At 70.3% G+C, this 17153-nt stretch carries 12 protein-coding genes; 5 read left to right on the top strand and 7 right to left on the bottom strand.

What is annotated here, in order from left to right; genetic code table 11:
* Position 1 precedes the first annotated feature (1 nt).
* From ACFYXF_RS15465 to ACFYXF_RS15445, 5 genes are all read right to left on the bottom strand, one after another.
* Positions 2 to 931 (bottom strand): branched-chain amino acid ABC transporter permease, encoded by a 930-nt coding sequence (locus ACFYXF_RS15465; RefSeq protein ID WP_369035144.1) that lies wholly within the window; start codon positions 929 to 931, stop codon positions 2 to 4.
* 155 nt (positions 932 to 1086) lie between these two features.
* Positions 1087 to 2301, bottom strand: a complete 1215-nt coding sequence (locus ACFYXF_RS15460) for a branched-chain amino acid ABC transporter substrate-binding protein (RefSeq protein WP_389350356.1) — start codon at positions 2299 to 2301, stop codon at positions 1087 to 1089.
* Between the two features lie 109 nt (positions 2302 to 2410).
* Entirely contained in the window at positions 2411 to 3196 is a 786-nt protein-coding gene (locus ACFYXF_RS15455; protein WP_389350071.1) for a hypothetical protein, read from the bottom strand.
* 242 nt (positions 3197 to 3438) lie between these two features.
* Positions 3439 to 3903 carry a PaaI family thioesterase gene (locus tag ACFYXF_RS15450; RefSeq protein WP_389350070.1) on the bottom strand — a complete coding sequence of 155 codons (465 nt, stop codon included), beginning with the start codon at positions 3901 to 3903 and terminating at the stop codon, positions 3439 to 3441.
* A gap of 46 nt (positions 3904 to 3949) precedes the next feature.
* The gene (locus ACFYXF_RS15445; RefSeq protein WP_389350069.1) at positions 3950 to 6229 is read right to left on the bottom strand and encodes an FdhF/YdeP family oxidoreductase; all 2280 of its coding nucleotides are present in this window, start codon (positions 6227 to 6229) and stop codon (positions 3950 to 3952) included.
* Positions 6230 to 6397: 168 nt separating this feature from the next.
* Here ACFYXF_RS15445 and polA point away from each other — a divergent pair, with 168 nt between their 5' ends.
* Entirely contained in the window at positions 6398 to 9124 is a 2727-nt protein-coding gene (gene polA, locus ACFYXF_RS15440; protein WP_389350068.1) for a DNA polymerase I, read from the top strand.
* 387 nt (positions 9125 to 9511) lie between these two features.
* Positions 9512 to 9739: a hypothetical protein gene (locus ACFYXF_RS15435; RefSeq protein ID WP_389350067.1), complete on the top strand. Its 228-nt coding sequence runs from the start codon at positions 9512 to 9514 to the stop codon at positions 9737 to 9739.
* Here ACFYXF_RS15435 and ACFYXF_RS15430 read toward each other — a convergent pair.
* On the bottom strand, positions 9697 to 10632 hold the full coding sequence (locus tag ACFYXF_RS15430) for a DUF4184 family protein (protein WP_389350066.1): 936 nt from the start codon (positions 10630 to 10632) through the stop codon (positions 9697 to 9699). The two genes, ACFYXF_RS15435 and ACFYXF_RS15430, sit on opposite strands and share 43 nt — an antisense overlap.
* A 432-nt stretch (positions 10633 to 11064) precedes the next feature.
* Here ACFYXF_RS15430 and ACFYXF_RS15425 point away from each other — a divergent pair, with 432 nt between their 5' ends.
* From ACFYXF_RS15425 to ACFYXF_RS15415, 3 genes are all read left to right on the top strand, one after another.
* Positions 11065 to 12813, top strand: coding sequence for a lytic transglycosylase domain-containing protein (locus ACFYXF_RS15425; RefSeq protein WP_389350065.1), 1749 nt, complete (start codon positions 11065 to 11067; stop codon positions 12811 to 12813).
* 181 nt (positions 12814 to 12994) lie between these two features.
* Positions 12995 to 13129: an SPW_0924 family protein gene (locus tag ACFYXF_RS15420; protein WP_389350064.1), complete on the top strand. Its 135-nt coding sequence runs from the start codon at positions 12995 to 12997 to the stop codon at positions 13127 to 13129.
* A gap of 30 nt (positions 13130 to 13159) precedes the next feature.
* The gene (locus tag ACFYXF_RS15415) at positions 13160 to 14152 is read left to right on the top strand and encodes a DUF3068 domain-containing protein (RefSeq protein ID WP_389350063.1); all 993 of its coding nucleotides are present in this window, start codon (positions 13160 to 13162) and stop codon (positions 14150 to 14152) included.
* Here the strand turns inward: ACFYXF_RS15415 and ACFYXF_RS15410 are convergent.
* On the bottom strand, positions 14142 to 17084 hold the full coding sequence (locus ACFYXF_RS15410; protein WP_389350062.1) for an ATP-dependent helicase C-terminal domain-containing protein: 2943 nt from the start codon (positions 17082 to 17084) through the stop codon (positions 14142 to 14144). The genes ACFYXF_RS15415 and ACFYXF_RS15410 overlap by 11 nt on opposite strands.
* Positions 17085 to 17153: the final 69 nt, after the last annotated feature.

Genomic DNA, 17153 nt, shown 5'->3' with positions numbered 1-17153 from the left:
ATCACGCCCTGTCCGCGACGCGTTCGCCGAGCAGGCCTTGTGGCCTGACGAGCAGGACGATGATGAGGAGGCAGAAGGCCCAGACGTTGGCCCAGCCCTGGCCGCCGAGCTGCTGCATGCCGGGGATGCCGTCGATGTAGGCGGAGGCGAGGGTCTCGGCGACGCCGAGGACGATGCCGCCGAGCATGGCGCCGTAGATGTTGCCGATGCCGCCGAGGACGGCCGCGGTGAAGGCCTTGAGGCCCATCAGGAAGCCCATGCGGTAGTCGACGTTGCCGTACTTGAGGCCGTACGCGACCGCTGCGACGGCGGCGAAGAAGCCGCCGATGGCGAAGGCGATGACGATGATGCGGTTGGTGTCGATGCCCATGAGCTGTGCGGTGTCGGGGTCCTGCGCGGTCGCCTGCATCGCGCGGCCGGTGCGGCTGCGGTTGACGAAGAACGCGAGGCCGGACATGCAGACTATGGCGGCGACGATGAGGAAGATGTCGGCGTCCTTGATGGTGACGGAGCCGATGTCGTGGGTGGCGTCGAGGCCGGGGAAGGCACGGGCCCGGTCGGCGTCGGGGTAGAAGTTGCGGACGACCTCCTGGAGGGCCAGGGAGAGGCCGATGGCCGTGATGAGCGGTGCCAGTCGTGGTGCTCCGCGTAGGGGGCGGTAGGCGAACCGTTCCGCTCCGACGGCGATGAGGATGGCGACGAGGGCGCCGCCGATCAGCATCAGGGGTACGGCGATGGCCATCGCCGTGTTGTCGGGGAGGACGTAGAAGTAGACCGTGAGGGCGCCGAAGGCCCCGGTCATGAAGATCTCGCCGTGCGCGAAGTTGATGAGCTGGACGATGCCGTACACCATCGTGTAGCCGATGGCGATCAGCCCGTACATCGAGCCGAGGAGCAGCCCGTTGGCCAGCTGCTGCGGCAGGGTGTTCACCGCGTGGCCTCCATGTCGCTGGTGGTCGTGTGCACTGGATGAGTGCCGGGTGGGGGTGGGGTGTGAAAACGGGCCGCGCGGTGGGGGTCCTCCTGCCGCGCGGCCCGTGATGCGTGGTGCTGGGCGTGGATCAGCCGGTTAGGCGCTCAGCCTGTTCAGCTGCCGGCCGTACCGGTGTGGACGGCCTTCCAGGCGCCCTTCACGACCTGGTAGACGGTGAGCTGCTTGTTGCCCGTGTCGCCGTACTCGTCGAAGGAGACCTTGCCGGTGATGCCTTCGAAGTCGGACTTCTGGACGGCGTCGACGACCTTGGCACGCAGGTCGTTGGTGTCGGGCAGCTTGCCGTCGTTGGCTTCCTTGACGGCGCCGACGGCCTTGATGATGGCGGTGGCGGCGTCGTACGAGTAGCCGCCGTAGGCGCCGTAGTCACCCTTGTAGCCCTTGGCCTTGTACTCGGCGACGAAGGCCTTGGCGCCGGCCAGGGTGTCGACGGGGACGCCGACGGAGGTGACGAGGTCGCCCTCGGAGGCGGTACCCGCGGTCTCGATGTAGGTGGTGGCGTACATGCCGTCACCGCCGAAGAGCGGGATCTTGACGCCGGCGTCCTTGAGCTGCTTGGTGATCAGCGCGGACTCGTCGTACTGGCCGCCGTAGTAGAGCAGGTCGGCGCCGGAGGTCTTGATCTTGGTGACGAGGGACGCGAAGTCCTTGTCGCCGGTGTTGACGTGGTCGGTGCCGGCGATGGTGCCGCCGAGACCCTTGAACTGCTCGTTGAAGATGGAGGCCAGACCGGCGCCGTAGGTCTGCTTGTCGTCTACGACGAAGGCCTTCTTCTTCTTGAGGTCGTTGTACGCGTACTCGGCGGCGAAGGTGCCCTGCAGCTCGTCCGTGGTGGCCGTACGGAAGTACGTCTTGTACGGGCGCTGCTTGTTCGTCTGCCAGTCCTTGCCCAGGGTCAGGGTCGGGTTGGTGTTCGACGGGGAGATCTCGACCATGTTGGCCGAGGCGAACACCTGCTGCATCGACTGGGCGACGCCGGAGTTCAGGGGGCCGACGGTGCCGACGACGTTGTCGTCGCCGACGAGGGCCGTGGCGTTGGACTGGCCGGTGGCGGGCTGGGCCTTGTCGTCGAGGGCCTTGACCTTGAACTTGACCCCGGGGACGAGGTTGTTCTTGTTGGCGTCGTCGACGGCGATCTGGACGCCGTACTGGATGCCGAGGCCGGTGGTCGAGTTCTCGCCGGACAGGGGGGCGTCGACGCCGATGGTCAGGGTGGTGTCTCCGCTGTCGCCGTCACCGCTGTCGTCTCGGGAGCCGCACGCGGTGAGGGTCAGAGCTCCGGTGGTGAGAATGGAGGTGAGTATCACCAAAGAACGCTGTCGCACAATCAGTCCTTTCCGCAGACGTGTCGTCCCTGAGGGATGCGACAGATGCGGCGCTGGTACCGAACTCCCGGTGGAGCGGTGACTGGCCGTGACTCTAAGCCCGGTCTACGCGCGGGGGCATCGGGGTGGGCTGGCTTGTGACTTTCTTGTTATGACGTGCTGGTTGGTATGCCTTGGGGGAGTGGACTTTCAGCCGGTTTGGCTGGTACTGTCCTCGGTCCACATTTTGAGAAGTTGCACTTCCCGTTGCCCGTGGGCTTGGCCGTGCGGGCAACGGGTCGCAGGCCGCTCTGATCAGCTGGAAAAGGTCGTCGGGGTAGGCGCCGCCGAAGATGAAGCTGTGGCGTTGTATTGCGCGCGTGTTACGGAGCGTTACGTCAAGAAATGGCAGGTCGGCGTCGAGGGGGAAGTCCGCGCAGTCGACCACGGATATCTGGACGGTGATCCGACGTGTGGTTCCGGCGTTGACGGTGGTGGTCTCGTCGGGCGAGATGCGGGCGGTGAGGCCGTCGAAGGCGGCGCCGGTGACGCGGACGGTGACGGGCGGTCCGCTGTGTACGGTCACCGCGAACCGGAACAGGCCGCTGGCGGGTGTGGAGTCGAAGGTCGCGGCGAGTCCCGTGTACCGGAACGTGGTGACGGTCGCGGGCCAGGGCATGGGGACGAGGGCCTTGTCCGGGCCGGACTCTCTCGGGGGCAGGAGGACGACGACGCCGGTTGCCGCGACGGCGAGTGCGGCGCCCCCGAGAGCCGCTCTGCGGACACGCGGGGACAGTGCCTGCCAGCGGTCCGCGAGGCGTGGTGTGTCGGCACCGATGACTTCGTAAGTCTCTTGCGTGTCCGACGAGTTGACGGGTTCGACGGGGCCGATGCCGGTCATGGTCGCAGCCTCATGGGGGGAACGGTAATGCCTCCGGCGGAGGGACGGTGCAGCCCAGGTCGGGTTGGCTGTTCCCGTCCCTGGGGGCTGCGCCCCCAGACCCCGCTGTCGGCCTGAACGGCCTCGTCCTCAAACGCCGGACGGGCTGGTAGTCAGCCCCTCCGGCGTTTGAGGAGCGGGGATTCGGGGGCGGAGCCCCCGAGGATGGGACGGGTAGGGGCGGCGGGGGCGAAAAACCGTCCTCAGCCCGCCGTCGGTGCGTCCCGCAGGAGGCATGTCAGGCGTGCCGTGCACACCCGCTTGTCGTTCTCGTCCGTGATCACGACCTCGTACGTCGCCGTCGAGCGCCCCCGGTGGACAGGCGTGGCCACCCCGGTGACCAGACCGGAGCGGGCACCCCGGTGATGGGTGCAGTTGAGGTCCACGCCCACGGCGATCTTCGTGCTGCCCCCGTGCAGCATCGACCCCACCGACCCGAGCGTCTCGGCCAGCACAGCGGACGCACCCCCGTGCAACAGCCCGTACGGCTGCGTGTTCCCCTCGACGGGCATCGTGCCGACGACCCGCTCGGCGGACGCCTCCACTATCTGGACGCCCATCCGGTTCCCGAGGTGTCCCGCGGAGAACATGGCGACCACGTCGACGCCGAGCGTCGCGTACTCGTCGATGACCTCTTGCGGGAACTTCACGTGCTGCTGCTCACCCATGGACCCGGCTCCGTTCGTCGTGGTCTCCGTCCGCCTGAGCAAACGCTCAGTCGGTCGCCGATTGTTCCAGACGTACGACGACGGACTTGCTGGCCGGGGTGTTGCTGATGTCCGCGGTGGAGTCCAGCGGGACCAGGACGTTGGTCTCCGGGTAGTAGGCCGCCGCGCATCCCCGCGCCGTCGGGTAGACCACGATCCGGAAACCGGGCGCGCGCCGTTCGACGCCGTCTTTCCACTCGCTGACGAGGTCGACGTACGACCCGTCGGCGAGCCCGAGGGTCCGGGCGTCCTCGGGGTTCACCAGGACGACCCGGCGGCCGTTCTTGATGCCTCGGTAGCGGTCGTCCAGGCCGTAGATCGTGGTGTTGTACTGGTCGTGCGAGCGCAGCGTCTGCAGCAGCAGGCGGCCTTCGGGGAGCTTCGGGAACTCGACGGGGGCGGCGGTGAAGTTGGCCTTGCCGGTGGCAGTCGGGAAGCGGCGCTCGTCGCGCGGGGCGTGCGGGAGGGTGAAGCCGGCGGGGTCGGCGACGCGCGCGTTGAAGTCCGTGAAGCCCGGGATCACGCGCGCGATGCGGTCGCGGATCGTGGCGTAGTCCTTCTCGAACTCCTCCCAGGGCGTGCGGGACTCCTCGCCCAGGACACGCCGGGCCAGGCGGCAGACGATGGCCGGCTCGGACAGGAGGTGCGTGCTCGCCGGGTCCAGGCGGCCCCGGGAGGCGTGCACCATGCCCATGGAGTCCTCGACCGTCACGAACTGCTCGCCGCTGCCCTGGAGGTCGCGCTCGGTACGCCCCAGGGTGGGCAGGATGAGGGCACGCGCGCCCGTGACGACGTGCGAGCGGTTGAGCTTCGTCGACACGTGCACGGTGAGGCTGGCGCGGCGCATGGCGGCCTCGGTGACCTCGGTGTCGGGGGAGGCGGAGACGAAGTTGCCGCCCATGGCGAAGAAGACCTTCGCCTCGCCGTCGCGCAGGGCCTGGATGGCCCGTACGACGTCGTAGCCGTGTTCGCGGGGCGGGGCGAAGCCGAACTCCTTCTCCAGGGCGTCGAGGAAGGCTGGGGCGGGGCGTTCGAAGATGCCCATCGTGCGGTCGCCCTGGACGTTCGAGTGGCCGCGCACCGGGCACACGCCGGCGCCGGGGCGGCCGATGTTGCCGCGCAGGAGAAGGAAGTTGACGACCTCGCGGATGGTGGGCACGGAGTGCTTGTGCTGGGTCAGGCCCATCGCCCAGCACACGATGGTGCGCTCCGAGGCGAGGACCATGGAGAGGGCTTTTTCGATCTCCGCGCGCGTGAGACCGGTCGCCGTGAGGGTCTCGTCCCAGTCGGCGGCGCGGGCCGCCTCGACGAACTCCTCGTAGCCGTGGGTGTGTTCGCCGATGAAGGCCTCGTCGACCGCGCCCTCTGTGTCGAGGATCAGCTTGTTGAGGAGGCGGAAGAGGGCCTGGTCGCCGCCGATGCGGATCTGCAGGAACAGGTCGGTGAGGGCCGCGCCCTTGAGCATGCCCTGCGGGGTCTGCGGGTTCTTGAAGCGTTCGAGGCCCGCCTCGGGCAGCGGGTTGACGCTGATGATCCGCGCGCCGTTCGCCTTCGCCTTCTCCAGGGCGGAGAGCATCCGGGGGTGGTTCGTGCCGGGGTTCTGGCCGGCGACGATGATCAGGTCGGCCTTGTAGAGGTCCTCCAGGAGGACGCTGCCCTTGCCGATGCCGATGGTCTCGGAGAGCGCGGAACCCGATGACTCGTGGCACATGTTCGAGCAGTCGGGGAGGTTGTTCGTGCCCAGTTCGCGGGCGAACAGCTGGTAGAGGAAGGCAGCCTCGTTGCTGGTGCGGCCCGAGGTGTAGAAGAGGGCCTCGTCGGGCGAGCCGAGGGCCTTCAGCTCTTCGGCCACGATGTCGAAGGCGCGGTCCCAGGAGACCGGTTCGTAGCGGTCGGCGCCCTCGGGCAGGTACATGGGGTGGGTGAGGCGGCCCTGCTGGCCCAGCCAGTAGCCGCTGCGGCCGGCCAGGTCGGTCACGGTGTGGGCGGCGAAGAACTCGGGGGTGACCCGGCGCAGGGTGGCTTCCTCGGCGACGGCCTTCGCGCCGTTCTCGCAGAACTCCGCGGCGTGCCGGTGCTCGGGCTCGGGCCAGGCGCAGCCCGGACAGTCGAAGCCGTTCTTCTGGTTGACGCGCAGGAGGGTGAGCGCGGTGCGGCGGACGCCCATCTGCTGCTGGGCGATGCGGAGGGTGTGGCCGATGGCGGGCAGTCCGGCCGCGGCATGCTTGGGGTCGGCGACCTGCGGCGCGTCCTGGACCGGATCACTCTTGGGCGGCTTGCTGGCCATTGCTGAACCCCTTCGCTTGCACGTGTCTCTCCGCCTGCACGTGGTGTGCGTGCGCACGGTTCACCTGTGCGTGTGCCACCTCTTCGATCCTCGCACGCGGCACTGACAACGGCGGTGTCAGGTCCCGGGCGGCCCGCGTTGTCAGTGGCACGTGGCAGGATCGGGGTCGTGGCAGAGACAGCATCGAAGAAGACCGAGAAGACCTCCGGCACGGGCCGCCCCCGGCTGATGCTCATGGACGGGCATTCGCTGGCGTACCGCGCGTTCTTCGCGCTGCCCGTGGAGAATTTCTCGACCGCGACGGGCCAGCCGACGAACGCGATCTACGGCTTCGCGTCGATGCTCGCCAACACGCTGCGCGACGAGGCGCCCACGCACTTCGCGGTGGCGTTCGACGTGTCCCGCAAGACCTGGCGCTCCGAGGAGTTCACGGAGTACAAGGCGAACCGGTCGAAGACCCCGGACGAGTTCAAGGGCCAGGTCGAGCTGATCGGCGAGCTGCTCGACGCGATGCACGCGGAGCGGTTCGCGGTCGACGGCTTCGAGGCCGACGACGTCATCGCGACGCTGACCACGCAGGCCGAGGCCGAGGGCTTCGAGGTGCTGATCGTCACCGGCGACCGGGACTCCTTCCAGCTGGTCACCGAGAACACGACGGTGCTGTATCCGACGAAGGGCGTCTCGGAGCTGACCCGGTTCACTCCGGAGAAGGTCTTCGAGAAGTACGGGCTGACGCCGGCCCAGTACCCGGATTTCGCGGCGCTGCGCGGCGACCCGTCCGACAACCTGCCCGGTATTCCGGGGGTCGGTGAGAAGACGGCGGCGAAGTGGATCAACCAGTTCGGGTCGTTCGCGGACCTGGTCGAGCGGGTCGAGGAGGTCAAGGGCAAGGCCGGGCAGAACCTGCGCGACCACCTGGACGCCGTCAAGCTCAACCGCCGGCTCACGGAGATGGTCCGGGACGTCGAACTCCCCAAGACGGTCACGGACTTGGAGCGTGCCGCGTACGACCGTACGGCGGTGGCGATGGTCCTCGACACCCTGGAGATCCGGAACCCCTCGCTGCGCGAGCGGCTGCTGGCCGTCGATCCGGGCGCCGAGGAGGCCGACGCGGGACCGGTCGCCGAGGGCGGTGTCGAGGTGGACGGGACGGTGCTCGGCACGGGCGAGCTGGCCCCCTGGCTCACCGAGCACGGCACGGCGGTCCTCGGCGTCGCCACGGTCGACACCTGGGCGCTGGGCAGTGGCTCGGTCGCCGAGGTCGCGCTCGCGGCGGCCGGGGGAGCGGCGGCCTGGTTCGACCCGACGGAGCTGGACCAGGGCGACGAGAACGCGTTCGCGGCCTGGCTGTCCGACGCGGACCGGCCCAAGGTGTTCCACAACGTCAAGGGCGCGATGCGGGTCTTCGCGGAGCACGGCTGGACCGTGGCCGGGGTGAGCATGGACACGGCACTGGCCGCGTACCTGGTCAAGCCGGGCCGCCGCTCCTTCGACCTGGACGCGCTGTCCCTGGAGTACCTCGGCCGTGAGCTGGCGCCCGCCGCGACGGCGGACGGCCAGCTGGCCTTCGGCGCGGACGACGGTGCGGAGGCCGAGTCCCTGATGGTGCAGGCCCGTACGATCGTCGACCTGGGTGAGGCGTTCGGCGAGCGCCTCCAGGAGGTCGGCGCGGCGGATCTGCTGCGGGACATGGAGCTGCCGACGTCGGCGCTGCTGGCCCGGATGGAGCGGCACGGCATCGCGGCGGACCGGGCTCACCTGGAAGCCATGGAGCAGATGTTCGCCGGTGCGGTGCAGCAGGCGGTGAAGGAGGCGCACGCGGCGGCCGGCCACGAGTTCAACCTTGGCTCGCCCAAGCAGCTCCAGGAGGTCCTCTTCGGGGAGCTGGGCCTGCCGAAGACGAAGAAGACCAAGACCGGCTACACGACGGACGCGGACGCCCTGGCCTGGCTGGCGGACCAGACGGAGAACGAACTGCCGGTCATCATGCTCCGCCACCGCGAGCAGGCGAAGCTGCGGGTCACGGTCGAGGGCCTGATCAAGACGATCGCGGCGGACGGCCGTATCCACACGACGTTCAACCAGACGGTGGCGGCGACGGGCCGGCTGTCCTCCACGGACCCCAACCTCCAGAACATCCCGGTCCGTACGGACGAGGGCCGGGCCATCCGGCGCGGCTTCGTGGTCGGAGAGGGCTTCGAGTCCCTGATGACCGCGGACTACAGCCAGATCGAACTCCGAGTGATGGCCCATCTCTCGGAGGACGAGGGCCTGCTGGAGGCGTTCACGTCCGGCGAGGACCTGCACACCACGGTCGCCTCCCAGGTGTTCGGCGTGGAGGGCCCCGCGGTGGACGCGGAGATGCGCCGCAAGATCAAGGCGATGTCGTACGGCCTGGCGTACGGTCTGTCGGCCTTCGGCCTGTCCGGGCAGCTGAACATCGACGCGGGCGAGGCGCGGGTCCTGATGGACACGTACTTCGAGCGCTTCGGCGGGGTACGGGACTATCTGCGCCGTGCCGTCGACGAGGCGAGGGCGACGGGCTACACGGAGACCCTGTTCGGCCGCCGCCGCTATCTCCCCGACCTGAACAGCGACAACCGCCAGCGCCGTGAGATGGCCGAGCGGATGGCCCTGAACGCCCCGATCCAGGGCACGGCGGCGGACATCGTCAAGATCGCCATGCTGAAGGTGGGCCAGGCGCTGGAGGAGGCGGAACTGAAGTCCCGCATGCTGCTCCAGGTCCACGACGAAATCGTCCTGGAGATCGCCCCGGGGGAGCGCGAGGCGACGGAGGAACTGGTTCGGCGGGAGATGGCGGGGGCGGTGCATCTGCGTGCACCGCTGGATGTGTCGGTGGGGTCGGGGCTGGACTGGGAGTCGGCGGCACACTAGCTCCGCTGGTTGGGCAGTTCGTCGTCTGCGGGCCCGGTGGGGCTTCTCGCGCAGTTCCCCGCGCCCCTGAAGACCCCGTTCGTCCCGATCTGTTTGTCTGCGGGCTCGGTGGGGCTTCTTGCGCAGTTCCCCGCGCCCCTGAAGACCCCGTTTGTCTGCGGGCCCGGTGGGGGCTGGTCGCGCCGTTCCCCGCGCCCCTAAAGGATCCGGCCCTGCGGGCCGAAAAGCATGGGGCGTAGCCCCTGCTTTTCAGGGGCGCGGGGAACTGCGCGACCAGCCCCCACCGGGCCCGCGCCCGACAACGAACCGCCCAACCCCCGGAGGGCCCGTCACCCGCGTGGCCCCCGCAGACACGCCTCCTCAGAGCACGCCCACCAGGATGCGGGCATGGGTATACGCATGCTCAGCCGCCGGACAGGTTCCGCGCGGGCATTCGCGGCCGACGCGAGCACCGTCCGCGTTCCCGGCAGCAGCCCCGTAACCGCACACCTCGGCCCGCGCACCGACCGGGCCCGGCACTTCTGGGCCGGCTGGAAGAAACGCCGCTGGCTGCGCCACCCCCTCCGCACCGGTCAGCGGGACCCCGTACGCCCCCCGGCACGCCCGCCCGTGTGATCGTCCACGTGCCCTTCTGAACGCCCCTCCGCAGGACCTTCCGTACGGCTTTCCGGGCGGCGGCGCTGGTCCCCAGGGGCAAGATTTCCTGCCCCTTCCCCGGGCCGCCAGGCCCTCACCCCCGCCGCGTACAGCAGCAGTCCCGGCAGCAGGCCCGCACCGATTCCGAAGCACAGGGTCGGGATGACCTCCCACGGCTTGGCCGTCGAACCCCAGTGCGCCCACCAGCGCAGCAGCCGCTGTACCGCCCCCACCGCAGCGCAGCCGCCGATCACGGCGCAGGCCAGCCACCGGTCCCGTACCGACAGCACCGGTACGCCCGTAGCCCTGCCCGCGCCGGTCCGCCGTAGCGCGTAGTACACGAACCCCGCGATGACCACCGCGGCCAGCGCCGAGCCGCCGTACTGCAGGTACCAGTACAGAGGCGAGCCCCGCAGTTCGCTGTCCAGGACGGGGAACAGCCGTACCCCCCACCGGTCGTGGTGGGTGAACGCGTCCCAGACGACATGGGTGAGGGCGCCGAGGGCGGCCGAGGCGTACCACCGGAGGAACAGGGACGGGGTCACCCGCGCGCGTGGGATTCCGCAGCGCAGCAGGGTCGCCGTCGGGCCCTGGTGGGCGCGGGGCAACAGGGCCACCAGGGGCTCGCGCAGGAACAGCCACAGGCCCACCAGCGCCCAGGCGATGGCCACGTCGACGGTGAAGACGCCCTGGAAGGAGTGGGTGACGGTGCCGAACTCCATGGCCTGGGGCAGGACGCTCGCCGCGAAGTAGGTCAGGTCGGGGGAGAAGGAGCCGGTGACGAGTACCGCCGGTACCAGTCGGCCGCGTCCGGTTCCATCGGCGCGTACGGCGGGCAGTACGGCCGCCGCATGGCTGAGAGTGAACGGCAAGTGGGCTCCCTGGAGCGGATGTTGGTCAAGGGCGAACCGCCCCGGTGATCACCGGCGTCCAGTATGCGGGACGGCCGTACGCTGCGGCGGGCGGTAAATGGACGGTCGGGGAGGTGAGTGAAATACCGCGTGCGGGCCACCCGGGCCTGCGGAACGGGGCAGAATCACAGGTGGCCAATTGGTGAATAACGGGCACGAACGGGTGTTCGTGCAACGCAAGTTGTCGTAGGGTCGCCTGGGTCGGCCTGCTGGGGAGCATGGTCGAACACCGAAGCGCAATGAAGGCGTAACACGCGAACAAGGCGCGAAATCGGGCGAAATGGCCGGATTGCAAGGCTGACCGAGACTGCTCTGGACTGGTCTGGATCGATCGGAAACGGGCAAAAATAGGCGGAACAGGGCGACTTGTCGCCCACGGGAGGGGTTCTCTGTATGGCGGCGTACATCGGCAGGAGGCTCCGTAAGGGAGCGGCGACCACCGCTGTGGCCGCGCTCGCGGTCGCGGCTCTGTCCGCGTCCCAGGCTCCTGGGGTGGTGGTCGACGACCAGGGCAGACAGACCGCCAGCGACTCCCAGCCCACGCCTGACGCGACGGCCGACGACAGCGCGAGCGCGACCGGCAACTCGCCGTACTACACGGACCTTCCGCCCCTGAACAGTCCGAACCCCAGTCCGAGCCCGTCGCAGTCGTCGACCATCGGCACGCCGGTGTCGCGAGGCGAGGCCGAGGCAGGCATTCCCGCGACCGTCCTCGACGCCTACAAGAAGGCCGAGGCGGCGCTGGGCACGGCCAAGCCCCAGTGCAACCTGCCCTGGCAGCTCCTCGCGGCCATCGGCAAGGTCGAGTCGGGCCAGGCCCGCGGTGGCCAGGTCGACGCGAACGGCACCACGACCAGCCCGATCCTCGGCCCGCAGCTCGACGGCAACGGCTTCGCGCTCATCCGGGACACCGACAACGGCGAGTACGACGGCAACAGCAGCTACGACAGCGCCGTCGGGCCCATGCAGTTCATCCCGTCCACCTGGGCGTGGGCGGGCCGTGACGGCAACGCCGACGGCAAGGCGGACCCCAACAACATCTACGACGCGGCCCTCGCCGCCGGCCACTACCTGTGCCGGTACGGCTGGGACCTGTCGACGCAGGCCGACCTGAACCGCGCGATCCTCAGCTACAACAACTCGACGGACTATCTCAACCTCGTCCTGTCGTGGCTGGAGTACTACCGCAAGGGCACCCACGAGGTCCCGGACGGCACGGGCACGGTGCCCGTCAACCGCAGCGACGGCAACACCGGGACGAGCTCCACGCCGTCGCCGAACACGACGACGCCGAGCGCCGACCCGAGCACACCGGGGACGAGCACTCCGGCCCCGCCGAAGCCGGGCAAGCCCACCGTGCCGAGCCCGACCCCCGTGCCGACGCCCACCGACACGGTGCACCACCTGGAGGACGCGGGTACCGCCAAGCTCACCGCGATGGCGGGCGACACGTTCACCAAGAAGATCAGCACGCGCGCGGAGACGTCGGCCGGCAAGGCCGTCGGCAAGGTCAGGATCCGCTTCACGATCGTCGGCGAGACCGACACCACCTTCACCGGCGGCGAGAGCGTCGCCACGGTCGTCACCAACAGCGTGGGGGTCGCGGTCGCGCCCGCGCTCAAGGCGGGCGAGAAGACGGGCGACTTCACGGTCCGCGCGGTCGTCGTCGGCCGTACGGTCGGTGCCCTCGACTACGCGGCCACCGTCACCGCCCGCGCCGCCGACACCCTCGCCCGCACCAGCGACACCGCGCTCACCTGCGTGGCGGGCGGCGAGTTCGCCGACCAGGTCGAGGTGAAGGCGACGTACGACGGCTCCGTCGCGGACGGCGTCGCGGCCACCGCCACCCTCATCACCTCGGCCACCGACGCGACCGTGAACGACAAGGGCCCCTACTTCAAGGACGCGGACGGCAACACGGTCCGCACCCTCACGGGTCTCGAAACGGACGCGAACGGCCTGCTCAAGCTGCCCAAGCTGTACGCGGACGACACCGCGGGCACCTTCCTGCTCCGTATCACCACCACCGGCGGCGCCACCCTGACGGTCGAACTGACCGTGACGGCGGCACCCACCCCCACGGAATCGGCGACCCCGACGGAGTCGGCAAGCCCGTCGGTCTCCGCCTCCCCGAGCGCCTAGACAGCCGTACCCGGTTCGTTCTCGTTCGTTCGTACGCATTCATACGTACGAAAGCGGCACCCCGTTCATGGCGAGGGGTGCCGCTTTCGTGTGTGCGAGTTGTTCTCATCTCGGCCGCCCGTTGCTACGGTGCCCGACCTGACACCCCATCAGCTCACCGTCGGCGCCGGGGAGGCCCCGTATGCGTGCCCTGATCGCCGCAGCGGCCGGTCTCGCCGCCGCGTTCGCGCTCGTCCTCACGATCACGGCCGTGGGCGCGCCGACGGGTACGACGTCCCCGAAGCCGATGCTGACCACGGTTCCGTCACACCCGTAGCCGCCGTACCTCTCCGGGAGGGAGGCCGAGATGCGCCGCAAGTCCGGCCTGGTCCTGCTCGCCCTCGCCGTGTTCTTCGCGGCGCTGTCCCCGCTGCTGCGCTGGTACGCCTTCCCGCGACTCGCCAAGGTCCCGGCGAACCAGTACCAGGACATGGTGCTGGAGGCGAAGGACGCGACCCTGCTCGACTACAACTCGTTCACGGCCAAGAAGGTCTCCAAGGTCACCATCGTGCAGACCCTCAAGGGCAACGTCGAGGCCTCGAAGGCGATCGAGAGGACGGCAGGACGGGACGTGGTCGTCTGGGACGGCCTTTCCTATGTCCAGGGGCCCGACGGGAAGATGGTCTCGAAGATCCCCGAGCGCTACATCTTCGACGCGCACACCCAGGAACCGGTCCACGCCACCGGCGAGATGGTCGACGGCGACCCGGTGAAACGGGAGGGCATCGAGTTCAAGTGGCCCTTCCTGGTGGAGAAGAGGGACTACGAGTACTTCGACGCACAGGCGCGGGTGACGGCGCCCATCCACTACAAGGGGACGCAGGACTTCCGCGGTGTCTCGGTCTACTACTTCGAACAGACCATCCCTTGGACGAAGGTCCCGTTCCCCAAGTCCATGCCGGTCAAGGGCATCACGCCCGAGGATGTCGCCGCGACCGGCACGACCCGCTGGTACACCACGGTCCGCAAGTTCTGGGTGGAACCGGTCACCGGGGCGCCCGTCTACGGCGAGGAGATCCACCAGGAGGAACTGCGCGGAGGCACCCTCCTAGGGGGGCGCGAAAAGGTGACGGCCTTCGCGGGGCACGTGAAGATGCGCGAGGACTACATCAGGTCGACCGTCGACCTGGTCAAGTCCCAGCGCACACTCGTCCTCCTGATGACGTCGTACCTCCCCTGGGGCTTTCTCTCCCTGGGCGTGCTCCTGCTGGCCCTCGCCCTCTACCTGGAGGCGCGTGGACGGCGTCCGGCCGACCCCGCTCCCACGAAGACCTCCGCGCCCGAGCCGGTCACCGCCTGAGCCGCGCGTTCGTGTGCCGGGTCGGCTCGGCGGTCGCCGGGTCCTCGGGCCACGGATGCTTGGGATACCGCCCGCGCAACTCCGCACGCACACCCTTGTAGCCGTCCTTCCAGAAGGAGGCGAGGTCGGCGGTGACGGCGGCGGGCCGCCCGGCGGGCGACAGCAGATGAACGACAACCGGCACCCCGGCCACGACGGGCGACTCCCGCAGCCCGAACATCTCCTGCAACTTCACGGCGAGCACGGGCCGTTCGGGATCGGAGTAGTCGACCCGGATCCTGGACCCACTCGGCACCGCCAACCGCTCGGGCGCCAGCTCGTCGAGCCGCCCGGCCTCCCCGGAAGCCCATGGCAACAACCGGTTGAGCGCCTGCCCGGCCTCGATCCGCCCCAGATCGGCCCGCCGCCGTGCCCGGCTCAGCTCGGGCTCCAACCACTCGTCCACGCGCGCGTGGAGGGCGTTTTCGGAAACGTCGGGCCACGGATCACCCAGATGCAGCCGCAGGAACGCGAGCCGCTGCCGCAGCACTTCAGCATCCGCGGACCACCGCAACAACCCGAGCCCGTCCTGCCGCAGCCCCTCAAGAAGGGCCTCGCGTACGAGGACGGGGTCCGCGTTCCGCAACGGACGCACCGCCAACTCCACCGCCCCGAGCCGCTCGACCCGCCGGGCGACGACGTCCCCGTCGGCCCAGTGGACCTCCTCGCCCGAGGCATACAGCGGGTTGGCGGCCGACCGAGCGGTGTCCTCGTCGATGACGGCCCCAAGCCGCACACGCGCGTGCCCGGCCCCGACCGGCCGATCCGCCACGGCGACCGCGATCCAGGGCGCACCCCGCAGCACCGACCCGTCACCGACCTCGGCCCGGGTACCGGACACCATCAGATACGACCCGCCCTGAGCCCTGGCAACCCGCTCGGGAAAGGCAAGCGCGGCGACGAGCCCGACGGCCCGGTCGTCCCCGACGACGGGGGCGGGTCCTCGGGGCGAGGTCTCGGGCACGTCCGGGCGCGGGCGTCGGGCTTCCGCGCGTCGGCGGTCCGCGTGTGGGTCGTCGCGGTGCCGGGCTGCCGCGCGGTCGTCGCCGATGGTGGGTGCGCGCCTGTGGGGTGTGGTGTCGGGTACGTCCGGGCGCGGGCGTCGGCGGTCCGTGTGCGAGTCGGCGCTGGCGGCGGGGGAGGGATTGTGGGCCGCGTCAGGGCGCGGGTCTTGGGTTTCCGCGGGGCGACGGGTCGCGGGTGAGTCGCCGCCGCGTCGGATCTCCGCGCGATCGTCGTCGGCAGTGGGCGCGGGTTCGCGGGGCGCGGCATCCGGCGTTGCCGAGCGGGCTTCCGGGGGGCGGCGGTCCGCGTGTGTGTCGTCGCCGTGTCGGGACGCCGCGTGGTCGTCGCCAGCGGTGGGTGCGGGTTCGCGGGGTGCGGATTCCGGTGCCGCCGAGCGCAGGCGGCGGGACTCCGTGCGCCAGCGGGTCGCGTACGTGTCGTTGGCGTGGCGGGCCGTGCGCCAGGCTGTCGTGAGGTCGTCACCGTACTCGCGTGGTGGTTCCTCGCTCAGCAGTGCGACCACTTCGGCGGCCCGGGCCGCGCCCACCTCGGGGGCCGCGTCCAGGAGGGCGCGGGCCAGTCGGGGGTGCAGGCCGAGGCGGGACATGCGGGTGCCTCGGGTCGTGGCCCGGCCGGTGGCGTCCACCGCGCCGATCGCCGTCAGTACCGACCGCGCCGCCGCCATCGCACCGCCCGGCGGCGGGTCCAGCAGGGCCAGCCCGGAGGCGTCAGGATCGCCCCAGCAGGCCGTCTGGAGAGCGAACGCCGTCAGATCGGCCACCTTTATCTCCGGCGACGGAAAACGCGTCAGACGGGCGTCCTCGGCCTCCGCCCAGCAGCGGTACACCGCCCCCGGTGCCTCACGCCCGGCCCGCCCCGCCCGCTGCCGTCCGGCGGCCTGCGAGGCCCGGACCGTCGTCAGCGCGCTCAGCCCGCGCGCGTGGTCCACCCTCGGCTCCCGCGCCAGCCCCGAGTCCACGACCACCCGCACCCCCGGAACCGTCAGCGACGACTCCGCCACGGAGGTCGCCAGCACCACCCGGCGGCCCGCCCCGCCCGACAGCACCGCGTCCTGGACCGTTGCAGGTGCCCGCCCGTGTACTTGGAGCACATCCACCGCGGACCCGAGGTCCCGCAACTGGCCCGCCACGCGCGCGATCTCCCCCACTCCGGGCAGGAAACACAGGACGTCCCCCGCCCGCTCGGCAAGCGCCCGCCGCACCACGGACGCCACATGCGTCAGCAGCGCCGGGTCGACCCGCATCCCGTGCGGCGGCCGTACGGGACGTACCGGCGGCGCCCACACCACCTCCACCGGATACGACACCCCGGCCGCCTCGACCACCGGCGCGCCGCCCAACAGCTCGGCCCAGCCCTCGGCGTCGGTCGTCGCCGACGCCGCCACCAGCCGCAGTTCCGGGCGCAGCGCCGCCCGTACGTCGACCAGGAACGCCGCCGTCGTGTCCGCGTCCAGGTGCCGTTCGTGGCACTCGTCGAGCACGACCACGTCGACGCCCGGCAACTCCTGGTCCCGCTGCAGCCGTTGCAGCAGCACACCGGTCGTGACGACCTCCACGCGCGCGTGCCGCCCGACGACCCGCTCCCCGCGCACGGTGTAGCCGACGCTCGCGCCGACCTGCTCGCCCAGCAGCCACGCCATCCGCCGGGCCGCAGCCCGCGCGGCGATCCGCCTCGGCTCGGCGACCACGACCCGCCGCACAGGCCCGCCGTCCTCCAGCAGTCCCGCCAGCGCCAGCGGCACCAGCGTCGTCTTGCCTGTACCGGGCGGCGCCACGAGGACGGCGGTGCCGTGCGTGTCGAGCGCCTCGGCCAGGGCGGGCAGGGCACCGCGTACGGGCAGGACGTCCAGGGCGTCGTAACGGATCACGTCCCCCAGTGTCGTACGTCCAGGAAGACGCCCTCCACGCGTGCGTGGAGGGCGTTTTCTCAAGCGGGT

The sequence above is a fragment of the Streptomyces sp. NPDC002680 genome, assembly GCF_042889145.1.
Taxonomy (GTDB): domain Bacteria; phylum Actinomycetota; class Actinomycetes; order Streptomycetales; family Streptomycetaceae; genus Streptomyces; species Streptomyces adonidis.
Note: the sequence above shows the minus strand (reverse complement) of the source record. Positions and strands in the feature narration are given on the sequence as shown.

Excerpts from the sequence above, each read along its gene's own strand:
- ACFYXF_RS15455 (WP_389350071.1), bottom strand. The coding sequence starts at position 3,196 with ATGACCGGCATCGGCCCCGTCGAACCCGTCAACTCGTCGGACACGCAA.
- ACFYXF_RS15450 (WP_389350070.1), bottom strand. The coding sequence starts at position 3,903 with ATGGGTGAGCAGCAGCACGTGAAGTTCCCGCAAGAGGTCATCGACGAG.
- ACFYXF_RS15445 (WP_389350069.1), bottom strand. The coding sequence starts at position 6,229 with ATGGCCAGCAAGCCGCCCAAGAGTGATCCGGTCCAGGACGCGCCGCAG.
- ACFYXF_RS15435 (WP_389350067.1), top strand. The coding sequence starts at position 9,512 with ATGGGTATACGCATGCTCAGCCGCCGGACAGGTTCCGCGCGGGCATTC.
- ACFYXF_RS15425 (WP_389350065.1), top strand. The coding sequence starts at position 11,065 with ATGGCGGCGTACATCGGCAGGAGGCTCCGTAAGGGAGCGGCGACCACC.
- ACFYXF_RS15420 (WP_389350064.1), top strand. The coding sequence starts at position 12,995 with ATGCGTGCCCTGATCGCCGCAGCGGCCGGTCTCGCCGCCGCGTTCGCG.
- ACFYXF_RS15415 (WP_389350063.1), top strand. The coding sequence starts at position 13,160 with ATGCGCCGCAAGTCCGGCCTGGTCCTGCTCGCCCTCGCCGTGTTCTTC.